At 51.5% G+C, this 16,308-nt stretch carries 16 protein-coding genes and 1 pseudogene; 9 read left to right on the top strand and 8 right to left on the bottom strand.

The window, feature by feature from the left end:
- Positions 1–231: 231 nt before the first annotated feature.
- Entirely contained in the window at positions 232–1,164 is a 933-nt protein-coding gene (gene gcvA, locus EH228_RS18205) for a transcriptional regulator GcvA (RefSeq protein WP_152323154.1), read from the bottom strand.
- Between the two features lie 289 nt (positions 1,165–1,453).
- Between gcvA and EH228_RS18200 the strand changes: the two genes are divergently transcribed.
- Both EH228_RS18200 and EH228_RS18195 read left to right on the top strand, forming a co-directional pair.
- Positions 1,454–2,356 carry a DMT family transporter gene (locus EH228_RS18200; protein WP_152323033.1) on the top strand — a complete coding sequence of 301 codons (903 nt, stop codon included), beginning with the start codon at positions 1,454–1,456 and terminating at the stop codon, positions 2,354–2,356.
- 406 nt (positions 2,357–2,762) lie between these two features.
- Positions 2,763–2,969, top strand: coding sequence for a hypothetical protein (locus EH228_RS18195; RefSeq protein ID WP_152323032.1), 207 nt, complete (start codon positions 2,763–2,765; stop codon positions 2,967–2,969).
- Positions 2,970–3,131: 162 nt separating this feature from the next.
- Here the strand turns inward: EH228_RS18195 and EH228_RS20905 are convergent.
- From EH228_RS20905 to pxpB, 3 genes and pseudogenes are all read right to left on the bottom strand, one after another.
- Positions 3,132–3,398, bottom strand: a pseudogene (locus EH228_RS20905) (hypothetical protein); the annotation flags it as partial.
- 133 nt (positions 3,399–3,531) lie between these two features.
- Positions 3,532–4,476: a 5-oxoprolinase subunit C family protein gene (locus EH228_RS18185; RefSeq protein WP_152323030.1), complete on the bottom strand. Its 945-nt coding sequence runs from the start codon at positions 4,474–4,476 to the stop codon at positions 3,532–3,534.
- Positions 4,463–5,203, bottom strand: a complete 741-nt coding sequence (gene pxpB / locus EH228_RS18180; protein ID WP_152323029.1) for a 5-oxoprolinase subunit PxpB — start codon at positions 5,201–5,203, stop codon at positions 4,463–4,465. The genes EH228_RS18185 and pxpB overlap by 14 nt, the downstream gene beginning before the upstream one ends.
- Positions 5,204–5,351: 148 nt before the next feature.
- Here pxpB and EH228_RS18175 point away from each other — a divergent pair, with 148 nt between their 5' ends.
- The gene (locus tag EH228_RS18175) at positions 5,352–6,128 is read left to right on the top strand and encodes a LamB/YcsF family protein (RefSeq protein ID WP_152323028.1); all 777 of its coding nucleotides are present in this window, start codon (positions 5,352–5,354) and stop codon (positions 6,126–6,128) included.
- Positions 6,129–6,135: 7 nt separating this feature from the next.
- On the opposite strand, the gene EH228_RS18170 is transcribed toward EH228_RS18175, so the two are convergent.
- Positions 6,136–7,101, bottom strand: a complete 966-nt coding sequence (locus EH228_RS18170; RefSeq protein WP_152323027.1) for a hydroxyacid dehydrogenase — start codon at positions 7,099–7,101, stop codon at positions 6,136–6,138.
- A 102-nt stretch (positions 7,102–7,203) separates the two neighbouring features.
- Between EH228_RS18170 and EH228_RS18165 the strand changes: the two genes are divergently transcribed.
- The 6 genes from EH228_RS18165 to EH228_RS18140 all read left to right on the top strand — a co-directional run bounded on the left by EH228_RS18165 (position 7,204) and on the right by EH228_RS18140 (position 11,885).
- The gene (locus tag EH228_RS18165; protein WP_152323026.1) at positions 7,204–7,845 is read left to right on the top strand and encodes a DUF1989 domain-containing protein; all 642 of its coding nucleotides are present in this window, start codon (positions 7,204–7,206) and stop codon (positions 7,843–7,845) included.
- Positions 7,838–8,641, top strand: a complete 804-nt coding sequence (locus EH228_RS18160) for an amino acid ABC transporter ATP-binding protein (protein ID WP_152323025.1) — start codon at positions 7,838–7,840, stop codon at positions 8,639–8,641. Before EH228_RS18165 ends, EH228_RS18160 begins: the two co-directional genes overlap by 8 nt.
- A complete protein-coding gene (locus tag EH228_RS18155; protein ID WP_152323024.1) occupies positions 8,638–9,294 on the top strand; it encodes an amino acid ABC transporter permease in 657 nt (218 codons plus the stop codon). Before EH228_RS18160 ends, EH228_RS18155 begins: the two co-directional genes overlap by 4 nt.
- A 13-nt stretch (positions 9,295–9,307) precedes the next feature.
- Complete coding sequence (gene speB, locus EH228_RS18150; RefSeq protein ID WP_152323023.1) at positions 9,308–10,267, top strand: agmatinase; 960 nt, start codon at positions 9,308–9,310, stop codon at positions 10,265–10,267.
- Between the two features lie 31 nt (positions 10,268–10,298).
- The gene (locus tag EH228_RS18145; RefSeq protein WP_152323022.1) at positions 10,299–11,096 is read left to right on the top strand and encodes a transporter substrate-binding domain-containing protein; all 798 of its coding nucleotides are present in this window, start codon (positions 10,299–10,301) and stop codon (positions 11,094–11,096) included.
- 123 nt (positions 11,097–11,219) lie between these two features.
- Positions 11,220–11,885, top strand: a complete 666-nt coding sequence (locus EH228_RS18140; RefSeq protein WP_152323021.1) for a GntR family transcriptional regulator — start codon at positions 11,220–11,222, stop codon at positions 11,883–11,885.
- On the opposite strand, the gene EH228_RS18135 is transcribed toward EH228_RS18140, so the two are convergent.
- The 3 genes from EH228_RS18135 to lpdA form a co-directional block, all read right to left on the bottom strand.
- On the bottom strand, positions 11,882–13,159 hold the full coding sequence (locus tag EH228_RS18135; protein ID WP_152323020.1) for a Zn-dependent hydrolase: 1,278 nt from the start codon (positions 13,157–13,159) through the stop codon (positions 11,882–11,884). The two genes, EH228_RS18140 and EH228_RS18135, sit on opposite strands and share 4 nt — an antisense overlap.
- The gene (locus tag EH228_RS18130; RefSeq protein ID WP_240116324.1) at positions 13,156–14,382 is read right to left on the bottom strand and encodes a pyridoxal phosphate-dependent aminotransferase; all 1,227 of its coding nucleotides are present in this window, start codon (positions 14,380–14,382) and stop codon (positions 13,156–13,158) included. The genes EH228_RS18135 and EH228_RS18130 overlap by 4 nt, the downstream gene beginning before the upstream one ends.
- Positions 14,383–14,717: 335 nt before the next feature.
- On the bottom strand, positions 14,718–16,142 hold the full coding sequence (gene lpdA, locus EH228_RS18125; protein ID WP_152323019.1) for a dihydrolipoyl dehydrogenase: 1,425 nt from the start codon (positions 16,140–16,142) through the stop codon (positions 14,718–14,720).
- Between the last annotated feature and the right edge of the window lie 166 nt (positions 16,143–16,308).

The following is a 16,308-nucleotide window of genomic DNA, read 5'->3' as shown; positions in this document are numbered from 1 at the left end:
AAAAATAAATTAATTTGACATAGTTACATTTTGGAATGAAGATTGCGTACAGAAACTTCGCATTTATTGTTATTTATTTAAACGTATTTAGTTTATTTGTAGTTTGTGCATTTCCAGATAGTAAAAAGAAAATAGTATTTTTCAGGCGCCGGTTCTGGTGTAACACTTTTCGTTCTGTCAGCATCTCATCTTCGATTTCATACGCCAGCCGGAAGACTTCGTTTTCCTGGATTAGCCTGGCGTGACCATGCCAGCTGAACCGGAAGGTGCCTGGTCTTCATTTTTCTCCGCAGCGGCAGTTGCGGTGATCCAGTCGCGAAAACGTCGGCTCATCCGCTGCAATATCGCCGACTCGTCATAGACCAGGTAGTAAGCAATCGGTGAATCTATCGCCATCCGTAAAGGATTAACCAGCGTTCCATTGTTCAATTCCTCCTGGATCAATGCACTGCGGATTAGTGCGATTCCTTTCCCGGCAATAGCGGCTTCCAGTACACCATTTGAATCGACAAAAACAGGGCCTTTATCCGTGTCTGCATCGGGAATATCGACAGCATTAAACCAGAGCGCCCAATCCATCCGATGTTCATCGTGAAGCAATGTGTAGCCTGTCATCTCAAGGGGCGATGAAAGCCGGTACTCTGGCGCAATCAGCCTTGGGCTACATACGGGTCGGAGCCGGTCATTCAGCAAACATTCTGATTCCAGACCAGGATAGATACCACGGCCATGCCTGACGGCAAAATCTATTCCCTCAGACAACAGATCAACCCGCCGATTTGTTGTGTTGATCTGTACTTCCACGCCTGGATTGGCTTGCTCAAAAACCGGGAGGCGTGGCAACAGCCACTGAATCGCAAAACTACTGGTGCAACTGACGGTTATTTTATTTGATTTCCCTTCGTTCATGAGACGCTGCGTGGCTTCTGCAATCTGACCGAAGGCAGGACGAATGGCCCGCAGATAAATGCGCCCTTCGGTGGTCAGCTCAAGGCTTCGGGGACTGCGGATAAACAGACGAATATTGATCATGCCTTCCAGCTTGGCTATCTGCTGGCTGACCGCGCTGGAAGTCACACACAGCTCTTCCGCTGCTTTTTTCATACTCATGTGCCTCGCAGCCGACTCAAAACACATAAGTGCATGTAAAGGTGGTAGTTTTATCATCAGCCCAGTTTCATGCGTTAGGAAAACTTAATCGTGAAAGAAAAACTTGTTTGTCTGCTGTTCAGTCCCGGCTTTAAAGTTACGGGGACGGTTAAATTCCATCAAAACTGACATTATATCTCTTTCCTGACTAATTCAAGTTACAGGCAGGCGATAAATGAAGGGATCCTGAATCACTTACCCGGGTAAGTGATTCGGGTGACTAAACGCAGCCAATATATCTGTAGTCTGAAATATGACGGGCAGACTCTCTATTTCTTTACATAAAAAGGGTAACAGGTTCGCTATGCGTATATCAGACTATATCCGATTATTACTTCTTGCCGCGATATGGGGAGCCAGCTTTCTGTTCATGAGGATTACCGTTCCTGAGATTGGTGCAATTAATAGCGCATTTCTAAGAGTATGCTTTGGATTTTTGGGCCTGGCCATTATTCTTTTTATACTTAAATGTCCATTTAGTTTCTCAGGAAGGTTTAAATTTTCATTAGCTATTGGGATTATTAATTCAGGATTACCGTTTTTTATGTATTGTCTTGCGGCAAGGTGGTTGCCTGCGGGATACTCTGCTATTTTAAATGCCACCACCCCATTAATGGGGGCATTAATTGGCTGCTCATTTTTTGGTGAACGGTTAACTGTCAGAAAATGGACAGGCGTTATACTTGGACTGGCCGGAATAATGGTTATTACCACAATTGGAAGAACGCAGTCAACCAGTGGAACCATTGCCGGGATTATTACCTGTCTGGTTGCAACGGCCTGCTATGGTATTGCGGGCTTTCTGACTCATCGATGGTTTTCTGACCAAAAGGAACTTGACCCAAAAATAATCGCATTGGGTAGCCAGATTGGCGCCACGCTTTTTTTACTGCCTTTTTTTGCCTGGAGTGTCGTCAACAACGGTTCGTCGATAAACTGGCTACAGCGTAACATCTGGCTAAGTATTCTGGCGTCAGGCATTATTTGTACCGCTTTGGCTTATATTATTTATTTTCGCCTGATTGCTGATATTGGGCCTTTACGCTCTTTAACCGTAACATTTTTAATCCCACCATTCGGTATTTTATGGGGTTATATTGCGTTAGGAGAAACACTCAGTAGTGGGTATATTTTGGGGGCATTGATTATCTGCATCTCTGTCTGGCTTGTTGTCAGCCCCCCAAAATCGCATAAAAAGATGAAATAATAACATCATCACCTGATAACTATAGATAATGATACTGCACGAAAATAACAGATAAGGCAGGTTTCATCCGTTCGTGGGCCAAAGGTCCAGGCCAGTAACCACCATTTTTGGTGTTATATGCACACCAGAGCCCGTGTTGTCGGACTTATTGCCAACAAAACTCCCCTGCTCATCAAGTTCACAAATGAGCTCCACGTCACCATATTGGAAGATACCGCTCAGACCACAAGATTGATCATCAGGTACATCCGCCGCTGAAATGCCCCAAAAACTGTTTACACATAAAACATAAAAACACATAATAACGTTGGTTAATCAGAGTATTAGAGAGTCCCTTTCCTGCCACCAATAAGTTGCCATCCAGGCGCTGTCTGAAGATTCAGTAACACTCAATTCATGAGGGATCATGGCGAAGGGATTTTTTCTGTATCACCTGGATGAAACCACCTGTGGTGGGCGCGTCCGACGACACCTACACCATCGGCGGCGTCGTACGGCAGCAGGCGACCCGGTGACCTGTGGGATACATGAAGGGGTATTCCGCGTCTGTGGCGGAATGGGGGACACCTACTCAGTGAATGAGTGCCCCGAAAGAGTGGGCGGGCTCTATTGAAAGTTTCAGCTCCTGCCCGTGTCGCGCCCGGTTTATTCCCACCGTCCGTACACACACCTATGATTACAATTGTAATGCTGGACGGGCGGCTGAGCGTGCACGCGAAGCTGAGAAAAAGATACAGAGAGACAGTGATGGTACGCAGTCCGGTAACGCCTCCTCTCCTGGACAGGAGCAGGCACCAGTAATACCGGTCTTTGCAAAATCGTGCCTGCGGGGCGCGGGCTGTACGGACGCAGGAACGGAAGAAGAGCCGCAGGATAAGAGAGATTGTTTTCCCTCTTCAGTGACATATTCCACTCGCCCGCCATTGACCAATACCCGACAATATTGCAGATAATAAATATTGCTGCGTTTTGAATGAAGAATAGTTTTTAAGTCAGATGGTTTAATAAATTCCAAATGGCATTCCTTTACCCAGAGGAACATTCTTAATATTGCGCGAAATAATAACGTTATTTTATTTTTATTCTGCGAGCGTTATAACACATTCCACCTTTTTCGGTCGGGTCAGCCGACCTCCCGCCACGCACGGTGATAAAACATTTCGCGCGCATTCATATCACCGTCTGAGCGAATCCAGCCACTGTTGTAAATGTTTCTGGCGTCCACGCCACAGGTCTTCCGCTTTCTCAACCGTCACCGCTTCAAAGCTCAGCTTATCGCCCGGTTTCATCTGCCCCAGGCGGGCATGATCTGCACGAATAATGGTGGCGATTTTGGGATAACCGCCGGTGGTCTGGCGATCATTCATGGCGATGATCGGTTGCCCATTGCCCGGGATCTGAATACTGCCGCGCGCGATGGCATCCGAAACAATGTTATAGCCCTTCAGGTGCGATAACGGCTGGCCCGTTAAACGATAGCCCATGCGATCACACTGACTGGAAAGCGCCCAGGTCTGCGTGGTGAACAGGTGTCGGGCCTCAGGGGAGAAATAATCATCCTGTGGTCCCCAGACTACCCTGACTGGCCGCTTCTCCTGCTGCGGTAAAATACGTTGCACGCGCGTATGGCTGAGCACGGGTTTTCCGCTGTTGTTGAGCGGAAGTTGATCGCCTTTCATTAACGGGCGTCCGGCAAAACCGCCTAATCCCGCGCGCGTCAGCGTGGATACACTGCCCATCACCGGCGTGACGGAAAAACCGCCTGCGATCGCCAGGTAACCGCGCGCGCCACTCAACACGCGCGGCACAGCCAGCACATCGCCCGGCATCACCTTAATACATTGATAGCCAGACTGTGGCTCACCATTAAGTGTGATAGCCAGGTCGCCGGTCAGGGCGACAGATACTGCCTGCTCCCCCGTCAGGCGCAGCGTCGGTCCGGTCAGGGTGATTTCCAACACGCCATAATCATCCGGGTTATTAACCAATGCATTAGCGATGGCGGCACTGAATTCATCCATCGCACCCGCCGGCGGGATGCCCTGATCTTCAAAACCAAAGCGCCCGGAATCCTGCAACGTGGTCAATAAGCCGGAAGAAAGCACCTCAAATGTCAGCATCTTGCCAACTCCATTGCGGAACATAGTCTGGTTGTGCACTTAACGCGGCATATTCCTCATCATCGATGACATAAAAATTCACCGCATCGCCCGTTTGTAATAATACCGGCGGCTCCCGACTGGGGAGAAAACTGCGGAACGGCGTGCGGCCAATCAAATGCCAGCCGCTGGGGGCCTCCACTGATCCCACTGCCGTTTGCATACCGCCGATGCTGATGCTGCCAGCTGGCACCTTAAGCCGTGGCGAGTCTCTACGCGGCGTATGCAGTGCCTCATGCAATCCACCGAGATAAGCGAATCCAGGCATAAAACCAATCATATAGACCTGATATCGGCTGTTTATATGCAGATCAATGACCTGCTGAGGCGATAAATTATGCCGCTCAGCCAGTGCGGTCAGATCAATACCATATGACCCGCCGTAACATACCGGTATATGCCAGGATCGTACCGGTGGTGATGTTCTGCATGGCTGGTCCAGTAAATGTTGCAGATAGTTAATCACGGCCTGCTGACGAATCATCAGCGAATTATAATTAACCATCAATGAACGGTAAGTGGGGATCGCTTGCGTAACCCCGGCCAGCGGATTTTCCTTTATCAGCATGGCAAGCTCGGTTACACGCTTATTTATCTGCGGATCAATATATTCACCAAAATCAATGTAAACAGCCTGATCGGCAACCGAAAATATTTGCCACGAGGGAGCCTGTCCGCTGCCTTTCACTCAACATTCCTGCCAAAAGTTAAAACGATTTGTCGATGAAATACATTTGGCATACCATCGGTACGGTGTCAACTGATTCCAAAAACCGGTTATATTGTTGTCATAACCAAATTATATGATCGCTTAATGAGCACGACGGTGAGGCGTAATGAAATTAGATCTGAATTGCGATATGGGCGAAAGTTTTGGCGCCTGGACTATGGGGCGCGACAGTGAAATGTTCGAAATCATTACCTCAGCCAATATCGCCTGCGGCTTTCATGCGGGGGATCCTGATGTCATGGCAAACACCCTGGCAGGCGCGGCAAATAACCAGGTGCATGTCGGCGCACATCCCAGCTTTTTTGATCTTTATGGCTTTGGCCGTCGGCCCATTCTGGGAGAAAGCCCCCGTCAAATTGAAAATCAGGTCATTTACCAGATTGGCGCATTACAGGCGCTGGCACACAGTCAGGGACTCGTCTTATCCCATGTTAAAACCCATGGCGCGCTGGGTAATATGGCGGCGGAAGACCCTGAACTGGCCTGCGCAGTGGCCCAGGCCATTTATAAAGTGGATAAAGATTTAATGATGGTGGTGATGCCGGGCATGGAAACGGAACGCGCCGCCTTAAAAAGGGGATTGGCCGTCGCGCGGGAAATTTATCTCGATCGTGCTTATGCCGATAACGGTAATTTATTATCGCGTAAACTGCCTGGCGCGGTATTGCACGACGCAGAACAGGCCAGTCGCCGCCTGGTGCAAATGCTGGATGCCGCGGCCATTATTACGGTGAGCGGCAAAAAAATACCGGTCTCCATTGATACCGTCTGTGTCCATGGCGATACCCCTGGCGCGGTTGAGATGGCGCGCCAGGTTCGGCAAAGTCTGGAAAAACAGGGCGTCACGTTCGCGCCGATGCGAGAGGTCGTCGCCCAACGCTAAGACGGTATTATTGCCTGCGTTGCGGCCAAACCGCCGGGTTGATCAACGACAGCGGCGGCGTATTCGCCATCACCCGTAGTACGCCATCGACGGCGGCGGTCGCCATATTGATCAACGCCTGCTCTGAAGACGCGGCGGTATGCGGCGTGACGATCAGATTCGGCGCCGCCAGCAGCGGATCATCCGCCGGTAACGGCTCACAATGAAACACATCCAGCGCCGCCCCCGCGATCTGTCGATTAATCAAGGCATTCGCCAGCGCCTGCTCATCCACCAGCGCCCCCCGACTGGTGTTGATGAGAAAGGCATGTGGCGGCAGGTATGACAGCGTTTCGGCATTGATCAAATGATGGGTCTCCGCGACCGCTGGCAAATGCAGGGAGACGGCGTCGCTTTCCGCCAGCAGCGCGGTAAAATCCGCCGCTTTGCGGTAACCCGCCTGCTCAATGTCCTGCTGCGACTGACGGCTGTGTACCAGCACCTTAATACCGATAGCCCGGGCGAGCGCCGCCGTGCATTGACCAATCGCGCCAAACCCAACGATGCCTAAGGTCGACCCCTGTAGCTCACGCAAGCCACCAACAGATTTAAATGCCTGATAACGGTTTTCTCTGATCGCCTGATCACTGGCCAGCAGATGTTTATTTAAGGCAAACAGTAACGCGATGGCATGTTCAGCGACTGAGCGAGTGTTCGTTCCTGGCGTATTTAACACCACGATCCCCTGCTGCGTCGCGAACGGAATATCAATGCCATCGGTACCAACACCGTGCACAGCGATCACTTTAAGGTGCGGCAATTGCGCCATCATCGAGCAGGAAAATGTGCCGCTACGAAAAATAACGGCCTCAATTTGTGCGCATAAATCTGCGGCCGGTAACGTCGGCTGTCGCAATGGTACGAAATTATTTTCCGTTAACTTATTGATTCCAGATGAATGTATCGCCTGTGGTATCCAGCATATCTTTGCCAATTGGAAATCCTCTGCGTTGGTATACTTTTGGCATTCTCTTTGCTTTTTAATTGAGTGCCAAGAAAAAACGTTAGTCTTCACCACGTTGAGCGATGACCTTCCATGATGAAAGAACAAAACCGTCTTGATCCGTTCTTACTCCTCAAAGCCAGCCATGGTATTGCGCTGCCGTTGAATAAAGGGCAGGAAATCATTATTGAAAATATTTCAGGTAATCAGGTTGTCGATACCTGGGCAATCAATCAGCACGACCGGCATGAATATATGGCGATGGAACACACTCGTTCCCTTAATAGCCATATTTTCTTTGAGCAGGGCATGAAAGCCTACAGCAATTTACGCCACCCGATGTTTACGCTGCTGTCTGATCAGACGCCAGGTCATCACGATACGCTGCTCTGCCCCTGTACCGAACAACTTTATCAGCAACTGGGCGTTAAGCAGTATCACCGCAATTGCAGCGATAATTTCCACGAAGCACTGAGAGAGGTCGGTATCGAACTGTCATTTACGCCAGCATCACTCAATCTGTTTATGAATGTGCCTTTTAAAACCAGCGGCGAACTGGATCGTCTCCCGCCGGTATCACAAGCCGGAGAATGTATTACGCTGGCCGCCGACATGGATATCTGGCTGATCCTCTCCGCCTGTCCGCAGGATATTACCCCGATCAACGGCGCCAGCCGCACCCCTCAGGATATTGCCTTGTACCTGCCAAATACCCCGGAGGGAAAACATGAATAGCGCCAGTAAACCGTTACTGCATATCAGAGAGCTGAACAAAAGCTACGGTGATTTGCATGTTCTTAAAAATATCGATCTGGCTATCTGGCCCGGTGAAGTTATCGCAATCATCGGCGCCAGCGGTTCAGGAAAGAGCACCTTTCTGCGCTGCCTGAATGTCATGGAAATGCCGCAAAGTTGCTTTATGGACTTTGCCGATTTCTCTTTCGATTTCCGCGAAGGCGCCCGGGCCAGACCGGACGTACAGCAGTTGCAGCAGTTGCGCACGCAAATTGGCATGGTGTTCCAAAGTTATCACCTGTGGCCACATATGACGGTGCTCGAAAACGTGATTGAAGCTCCGGTCCGGGTGAAAAAAATGCCACGTAAGGCAGCGATTGAACAGGCGGATGCGTTACTGACGCGAGTGGGAATGTACGCCAAACGCGACAGTTATCCGGCGAAGTTGTCCGGCGGCCAACAGCAGCGCGTGGCGATTGCGCGGGCGCTGGCGATGAAACCCCAGTTAATGCTGTTTGATGAGGCGACCTCGGCGCTGGACCCAGAGATGGTTGGAGAAGTGTTGTCGCTGATTGCCACCCTGGCGGAAGAAGGCATGACCATGCTGCTGGTGACGCATGAGATTGCTTTTGCCCGGGAAGTGTCCAACCGCGTGCTGTTCTTCGACCAGGGCGTGATTGCCGAGGATGGGCCACCAGAGGAACTGCTGGTTAAGCCGCAGAGCGCCCGGTTACAACAGTTCCTGCGTCGGATTTTGCATGAGGATATTATTGCCAGTCAGGAGAATAGCCGATGAATCAGATTTTGCAGGATGTACAGGTTTACGGCATGGGTTTTCTCGACGCTTCATTGACAGTGTTGTGCATTACCATTTTGACCATTTTTTTGAGTTGGATATTCGGCCTGCTGGCCGCGTTAGGCAAATTATCATCAGTAAAGTTTTTCCGGGCTATCGCCCGTTTCTATATCTGGTTTATCCGTGGAACACCGGCGCTGATTCAGGTTTTTATTGTCTATTTCGGTGTTCCGCAATTTGGCATCCACTTTTCTCCCTTTTTTGCTGGCGTGGTTGCACTGGCATTAAACAGTGGCGCTTATGTGGCGGAAATTATTCGCTCTGGTCTTAATGCGATCCCTCGCAGTCAGATGGAATCTGCCTTTGCATTAGGCATGTCGCAACGAGTGGTGATGATACGCATCATTTTACCGCAGGTGTTTCGTATTATCTTGCCTCCGCTGACTAACGAAGCGATATCGGCATTAAAAAATACCTCTCTGCTTTCCACCATTACGGTCATTGATATCACCCTGTATGCTCAGACCATTATTTCCGCCACCTTCAGACCGTTTGAATTCTATATTGCCGCATCGCTGATCTATTTGCTGCTGACCACCGTTCTGACCGAACTGGCCGCGCGTATTGAACGCAGTCATGAAAAATATCATTGATTTGGGAGCTACTATGACCGCTTTACTTTCGGATTCACTGCTCACGCCGCGCTTTTGCGGGTTACCGACTTTTATGCGCCTGCCGCTACGCGATGACCTGTCAGGATTGGATGCCGCTATTGTCGGCATTCCCTCCGACTCCGGTGCGCCTTATCGCAGCGGCGCCCGATTCGCGCCGAATGCGGTACGCTCAATGTCAGTGATGCTGCGACCAATTAACCCCTCGCGTAACAATATTAATGTGTTTGAGACCCTGAATGTCGCTGACGTCGGTGACTCGCCGGTGGTGCCGGGCTATGAAGTGGAGTCATTAGCGTTAATTGAAGAGACCATTCACCATATTGCCGCAGCCGGCGTGGTGCCTTGTGCCATTGGCGGCGATCATTCAGTCACGCTGGCGGAATTACGCGCCCTCGCGCGAGTCCATGGCCCACTGGCGTTGGTGCAATTTGATTCACACAGCGACACCTGGGATAAATACTTCGCCGATCAGCGTTACAGCGCCGGCACCCCGTTTCGCCGGGCGGTCGAGGAAAATATTGTCGATCCTCACCATTCAATACAAATTGGATTACGTGGTTCGCTGTTCCGTACCACGGATATTACCCAGTCGATTGATCTTGGCTATAAGGTATTAACCACCGACGCGCTGTTCCAGTGCGGTATCAGCGCGGTGGCTCGTCAAATTGCTGAACATACCGCCGGACGCCCGGTGTTTATTACCTTCGATATGGATTTTGTCGATCCGGCATTCGCCCCGGCAGTGGAAACGCCGGAAGCGGGCGGCCCGTCATCCCGTGAAGCATTGCAGTTATTGCGTGAATTAAAAGATATCAATTTAGTGGGCTGCGATGTGACTGAAATCAGCCCGGCCTATGATGGCCCAGGACAAATCACCTCATTACTCGGCGCTACCGTGATGCTCGAATTACTGTCGCTACTGGCCAGTTATCGCTCAACACCCCGGACTTAAATAACCCATCCCCCATCAGGAGTTGCTGTTCATGAAATTAAAATCCATCCTTTTATTTGCCACCATGGTGACCGCCAGTCTGCCATTTTTCGCCGCGAATGCGGCCAGTGACGATCTTGAATTACTCAAACCCGGCGTCTTACAGGTCGCGACGGAAGGGACTGACCCACCGTACAGCATGCGGATGCCGAATGGTCAGTTGGATGGTCTGGAGATTCGGGTGATGAAAGAAGTCGCGCGCCGTCTCCATCTGCAATATCAACCCGTTATCACCAAATGGGATTCGATCCTGGTCGGTTTGCAGGCCAACCAGTTTGATATGAGCAGCGCCGCGATGGATATTACCCCGGCACGTCAGAAAGCGATTGTCTTTTCCGATGGCTGGATTGAGTCTGGCGGACGCATTATCATTCCTAAAGATTCCGCGATTAAATCAGCGCAGGATTTAAAAAATAAACGTATTGGCGCGCAGGTCTCTTCCACCTATGCGCAACTCGCGGTTGATCATGGCGCGATATTAAAGAATTACGTCGATGTCACGGCGGCGGTTCAGGATATGGTGAATGGCAATATCGATGGGGTGATTAACGACTCGATTGGCAATGCTTATCTCATCCAGGATATGCATCTGCCCTTTACCCAAACCCCGGATTATGTCAGCCGCATCCAAAAAGGTTTTGCGTTTAAAAAGGGTAAACCGCATCTGGTCGCCGCTGTGAATAAAGCGCTGGCAGAGATGAAAGCGGATGGCACTTACGCCAAACTGGTCACACCGATTGTCGGCTTTGATCCCGCACCGAAAAATCCGGTACGGACGCTGCCACAGTAAAATGCGCGTATCGTCTGAAGTCTGAAGCCATCGCCAGTCAGACAATTTAACAGGTGAGCCCCTCAACAGGCAGCCGAATATATCTGCTGCCTGTTATTCATTTGCTAACGCAGAAGACTATTTATGAACGATATCTATCGCTTAAATAATGAAGAAAATGAACCTAATTTAAGCCGGAAAGCGTATGACACCCTGTTACAGATGATCATTAACCGTGAATTACCCACCAATACGGTGCTGCTGGAACGTAAGCTGGCCGAATTGCTGAACATTTCACGGACGCCCGTGCGTAATGCGTTAACCCGGCTGGAAAATGAAGGTTTTATTGTGCGCAATGGCGGCCGAACGCCGGTGGTAAAAGAATTCTCCATTCAGGAACTGGTGGAAACCCTGCATGTCAGACGCACGCTGGAAGGTGAGGCCGCCCGACTGGCGGCGGGGCGCATACCGCCCGCCATACTGGATGAGATTACCTCGCAAATTAACGTCTTGCTGCAACAAGATATTCCTGACCCCAATGACGACTGGGCGGTCGACAGTCGTCTGCATGACGCTATCGCGCATTACAGCGGCAACCGGCTGTTAAAAGACTATATCCAGGCACTGCGCTTAAAAACCCGGATGTTCAACCTGCGCCAGGTACCGGAACGCTTTACGATTGGCCATAACGAGCATCTGGCCATTATTACGGCATTGCGCAATAACCATCCCGCCGAGGCGCAACGTCTGCTGATGGCGCATATCGACAATGTGCGTGAAAGTATTATTAAGCGCTTCAGTTCGTTCTAACCCATCAGCATGTTCCACAGGGCAAGGTTCAACACCTGTACCGCCTTCGCCAGGTCAGGCAGGTTCATGGCTTCTTCCGGGTTATGACTACCGTTTTGGTTACGCACAAAAAGCATGGCGGTGGGTACCCCACTGACAGCAAACATGGCGCTGTCATGCCCCGCGCCGCTGGGCAGGGTCAGTACGGGGATCGCTAATGCATCAGCCGCCTGCTGCAGTCGCGCCTTGAGTTCTGTTGACATCGTCGCCGCCTCGCTACGGCTTTGTTCGCCAGGGGTAATCGTCACACCATAACGTGTGGTTAAGCGGGCAATACAGTGCGCCAGGTAACTATCGATCGCCTGCAGGCTGGCGCGATTTTCAGAGCGGAAATCAAGGCAGAAATCCACCGTGCCACTCACTTTGCTCATGTCTGCGGCCAGTGGATCGGTAAAGAAACGACCACAGGTAAAGGTCAACTGATGCCCCTGACGCTCCATCTGTCGCCATTTTCGCTGCAACAGGCTGATCAACATGGCGGTTGCCACGACCGCATCCTGACGCCACTGGCGTGGGGTCGCGCCAGAATGTGCATAACGCCCCTGCGTATGGGCGAAGCGATAACGCAAGCTGCCGCAGATGCCACTCACCACCCCTACCGGGATCTGCTGTTCTTCCAGCTGCGGCCCCTGTTCAATGTGAATTTCAAAAAATGCCTGAATCCTCTCTGGCGGATAGAGTGCATGGCCTTGCGCCACCGCCGCCGGATCGCCGCCACATTGCCGCATATGCTGTGCCAGACTGAGCCCACTATCGCGCCTTGTCACCGCGAGATCTCGCTCGGTTAAGCGGCCCAGCGCCGCTTTACTGCCCACATAAGAAACGGGGAACCACGCGCTCTCTTCAGCCCGGATGGCCAGGACAATCACATCCACCGGCGGCTGCACGCCCGCGGCTCGCCAGCCAGATAAAATCGCCAGACCGGCCAGCACCCCTATCGCTCCATCATAGTTGCCGCCATTAGGCACCGAATCAAGATGTGAACCGATCATTACCGGTTTCTGCTGGCGATCCTCGCCCGGTAAAATCAGATACATGTTCAGTGCCGCATCTTTTTTGACTTCAAGCCCCAGCTTCAGCGCCAGTGCTTCCGTTAACTGGTGTGCCTGCTGTTCCCCCTCGCCATAGGCGTCACGCGTGATGCCGATACCATCAAAACTCTGTTGTTTTAATACCCTGAGCATCTCTTCACACAGGGTGATATCCGGCTCAGGGCACGCTGTCGCGTGATTCATTGCAGTGTCTCCAGTAACCGGACTATCTGTTCGCAGGCGTTGAAAACGTCCTCATCGGCCAGACTGAAGGTCAGCCGCACATAGCCGGGCGCACCAAAGGCACTGCCTGGCACGGTCGCCACGCCCGCCCGTTCCAGCAGATAGCTGGCCAGTTGCTGATCACTTTCCAGCCGGTCACCTTCCGCGGTACGTCGGCCCAGGACGCGCTGGCAATCCACAAACAGATAAAACGCGCCGGCTGGCGAGGTCAGGCGTAAATACGGGGATTGTTGTAAACGCGCGACGGCACCATCACGACGCTGACGGAGTATTTTTTGCCAGCCCGGCAGAAATTCCCGCTCGCCGTTCAGTGCGGTTAATGCGGCCATCTGACTGACGGAACTGGGATTAGAGGTGCTTTGGCCCTGCAAGGTGCCCATGGCCTGGATAAGTGATTGCGGACCGGCGGCATAACCGATACGCCAGCCAGTCATCGCATAACTTTTGGACACGCCATTTAAGGTCAGCGTACGCGCAAACAGTTCAGGCGCCGCCTGGGAAAAAGAAATAAAATCGCCGTCCCAGCAGAGATATTCATAGATTTCATCGGACAGAATTAACACCTGCGGCCAGTTTTTCAGTACCTCTGCCAACGCCTGATATTCTTGCTGACTGTATAGCGAGCCAGAGGGATTACCGGGAGAGTTAAGAATAATCCAGCGGGTTTTACTGCTGATGTAACGGGATAAACCGGCTGGGGTGAGCTTGAAATCAACGGTCTCCTTCTCAGGGATAATAACCGGCGTGCCGCCCGCCAGCGTCACCATGTCCGGATACGAGACCCAATAAGGCGCCGGGATCAGCACTTCATCCCCCGCATCCAGGGTTGCCATAAAGGCGTTGAAGATAAGCTGTTTGGCCCCGGTGCCCACGATGACCTCATCTGGCTGATAGCGAAGATGATTATCAACCAGAAACTTTCGGCAAATGGCCTCTTTCAACGCGGGGATACCACTGACGTTGGTATAGCGCGTGGCTCCGGCATGAATAGCCTCTATCGCCCCGGCGCAAATAGTGTCTGGCGTGTCGAAATCCAGTTCGCCGGAGGCCATATTGATGATTTTATGGCCCTCCTGCTGTAACTGCCTGGCGCGCTGAGCAATGGCCACCGTCATCGAGGTGCTGACTTTCTTCATCCGGGCTGACAACTTCAGCGCCGTGGCTCCGCTAATCTTTAAATCCATACTGTATATGCCCTGTTTGTTCTGAATATTTTTGACATACAAACGGCATACCATATGTATTTCACAGCAGATTAAATTTTTATCTGATTGTTTTAAAATGAATTTAATACGTTATGCAGTACAGACACCGGCAGAAAGCCATCAGCAATGTCGCGTCATATTGCCCGGTAATAAGGCGGGTTGCCTCAGGGTGGTGCGCAAAGTGGAGAAAAAGATGCTTTGCGCGTGAGGGAGAAAAACAGCAAGGCATTGGTTGGCGGTAAAAAAATAGCCAGTCAGTGGCTTCACTGACTGGCGTGGCTCCGCGACAGAGGGGCTTTCACCCGTAGCGAAACTTACTTTTTCTTCGCTTTCGCATTTGGCAGGTCGGTGATACTGCCTTCAAAGATTTCCGCGGCCAGGCCAACCGATTCGTGCAGCGTCGGGTGAGCATGGATTGTCAGCGCGATATCTTCAGCGTCACAACCCATCTCGATAGCCAGCCCGATTTCACCCAGCAACTCGCCGCCGTTAGCGCCGACAATCGCCCCACCGATGACGCGGTGAGATTCTTTGTCGAAAATCAGTTTGGTCATGCCATCCGAGCAGTCAGAGGCGATAGCACGGCCCGATGCCGCCCACGGGAAGGTCGCCGTTTCATAGCTGATGCCCTTCTCTTTCGCTTCTTTCTCGGTCAGACCCACCCAGGCAACTTCTGGCTCAGTGTAGGCGATAGAAGGGATCACTTTCGGGTCAAAGTAATGTTTCTTACCAGAAATCACTTCTGCCGCTACGTGGCCTTCGTGGACCCCTTTGTGCGCCAGCATTGGCTGACCGACGATATCGCCGATAGCATAGATGTGCGGCACGTTGGTACGCATCTGTTTGTCAACGCGGATGAAACCACGGTCGTCCACTTCCACGCCCGCTTTGCCCGCATCCAGACTCTTACCATTTGGCACACGGCCAATGGCCACCAGCACCGCGTCGTAACGCTGTGGTTCCGTTGGCGCATTTTTGCCTTCCATCGACACGTAGATGCCGTCGTCTTTTGCTTCCACCGCGGTGACTTTGGTTTCCAGCAACAGATTAAATTGCTTACTGATACGTTTGGTGAACACTTTCACCACATCTTTATCCGCGGCAGGAATAACCTGGTCAAACATCTCGACCACATCAATCTCAGAACCCAGCGCGTGATACACGGTGCCCATTTCCAGCCCAATAATCCCGCCGCCCATAATCAGCAGACGCTCCGGCACTTCTTTCAGTTCCAGCGCATCGGTAGAGTCCCATACGCGCGGATCGTCATGGGGAATAAAGGGCAACTGAATCGGACGGGAACCTGCGGCGATAATGGCGTTATCGAAATTGATGGTCGTCGCGCCACTTTCACCTTCAACCACCAGAGTGTTAGCGCCAGTGAATTTGCCGATACCAGTGACCACCTTCACTTTGCGGCCTTTCGCCATTCCCGCCAGACCACCGGTCAGTTGGGTGATCACTTTTTCTTTCCAGGTACGAATTTTATTGATATCGGTTTGCGGCTTGCCGAACACGATACCATGCGCTTCCAGCGCTTTAGCTTCTTCAATCACTTTCGCCACGTGCAGCAGCGCTTTGGAAGGGATACACCCCACGTTCAGACAAACCCCGCCCAGGGTGCTGAAACGTTCAACGATGACGGTCTCCAGACCTAAATCAGCGCAACGGAAGGCTGCAGAATAGCCTGCAGGACCTGCCCCAAGTACCACGACCTGAGTGTTAATTTCTGTACTCATCATGACCTCTTAGTTAACTGGAGGATGTCCATCCACCGGCCCGTATCAGGGCAAGAGTTTACAGAATTGTTAAAAAACTGCAAACAACTTGACTTCGCTGACTGCCGGTACCTTGATCCATGTCAGGTTAGACAGCCCGGTAAACCTGCTATGCGAGAAGGCCGGC

Source organism: Erwinia endophytica, from assembly GCF_009295515.1.
Taxonomy (GTDB): domain Bacteria; phylum Pseudomonadota; class Gammaproteobacteria; order Enterobacterales; family Enterobacteriaceae; genus Erwinia; species Erwinia endophytica.
This window is presented reverse-complemented; position numbering and strand designations above follow the sequence as displayed.

Excerpts from the sequence above, each read along its gene's own strand:
- EH228_RS18200 (WP_152323033.1), top strand. The coding sequence starts at position 1,454 with ATGCGTATATCAGACTATATCCGATTATTACTTCTTGCCGCGATATGG.
- EH228_RS18195 (WP_152323032.1), top strand. The coding sequence starts at position 2,763 with ATGGCGAAGGGATTTTTTCTGTATCACCTGGATGAAACCACCTGTGGT.
- EH228_RS18185 (WP_152323030.1), bottom strand. The coding sequence starts at position 4,476 with ATGCTGACATTTGAGGTGCTTTCTTCCGGCTTATTGACCACGTTGCAG.
- EH228_RS18175 (WP_152323028.1), top strand. The coding sequence starts at position 5,352 with ATGAAATTAGATCTGAATTGCGATATGGGCGAAAGTTTTGGCGCCTGG.
- EH228_RS18165 (WP_152323026.1), top strand. The coding sequence starts at position 7,204 with ATGATGAAAGAACAAAACCGTCTTGATCCGTTCTTACTCCTCAAAGCC.
- EH228_RS18160 (WP_152323025.1), top strand. The coding sequence starts at position 7,838 with ATGAATAGCGCCAGTAAACCGTTACTGCATATCAGAGAGCTGAACAAA.
- EH228_RS18155 (WP_152323024.1), top strand. The coding sequence starts at position 8,638 with ATGAATCAGATTTTGCAGGATGTACAGGTTTACGGCATGGGTTTTCTC.
- speB (WP_152323023.1), top strand. The coding sequence starts at position 9,308 with ATGACCGCTTTACTTTCGGATTCACTGCTCACGCCGCGCTTTTGCGGG.
- EH228_RS18145 (WP_152323022.1), top strand. The coding sequence starts at position 10,299 with ATGAAATTAAAATCCATCCTTTTATTTGCCACCATGGTGACCGCCAGT.
- EH228_RS18140 (WP_152323021.1), top strand. The coding sequence starts at position 11,220 with ATGAACGATATCTATCGCTTAAATAATGAAGAAAATGAACCTAATTTA.
- EH228_RS18135 (WP_152323020.1), bottom strand. The coding sequence starts at position 13,159 with ATGAATCACGCGACAGCGTGCCCTGAGCCGGATATCACCCTGTGTGAA.
- EH228_RS18130 (WP_240116324.1), bottom strand. The coding sequence starts at position 14,382 with ATGGATTTAAAGATTAGCGGAGCCACGGCGCTGAAGTTGTCAGCCCGG.
- lpdA (WP_152323019.1), bottom strand. The coding sequence starts at position 16,142 with ATGAGTACAGAAATTAACACTCAGGTCGTGGTACTTGGGGCAGGTCCT.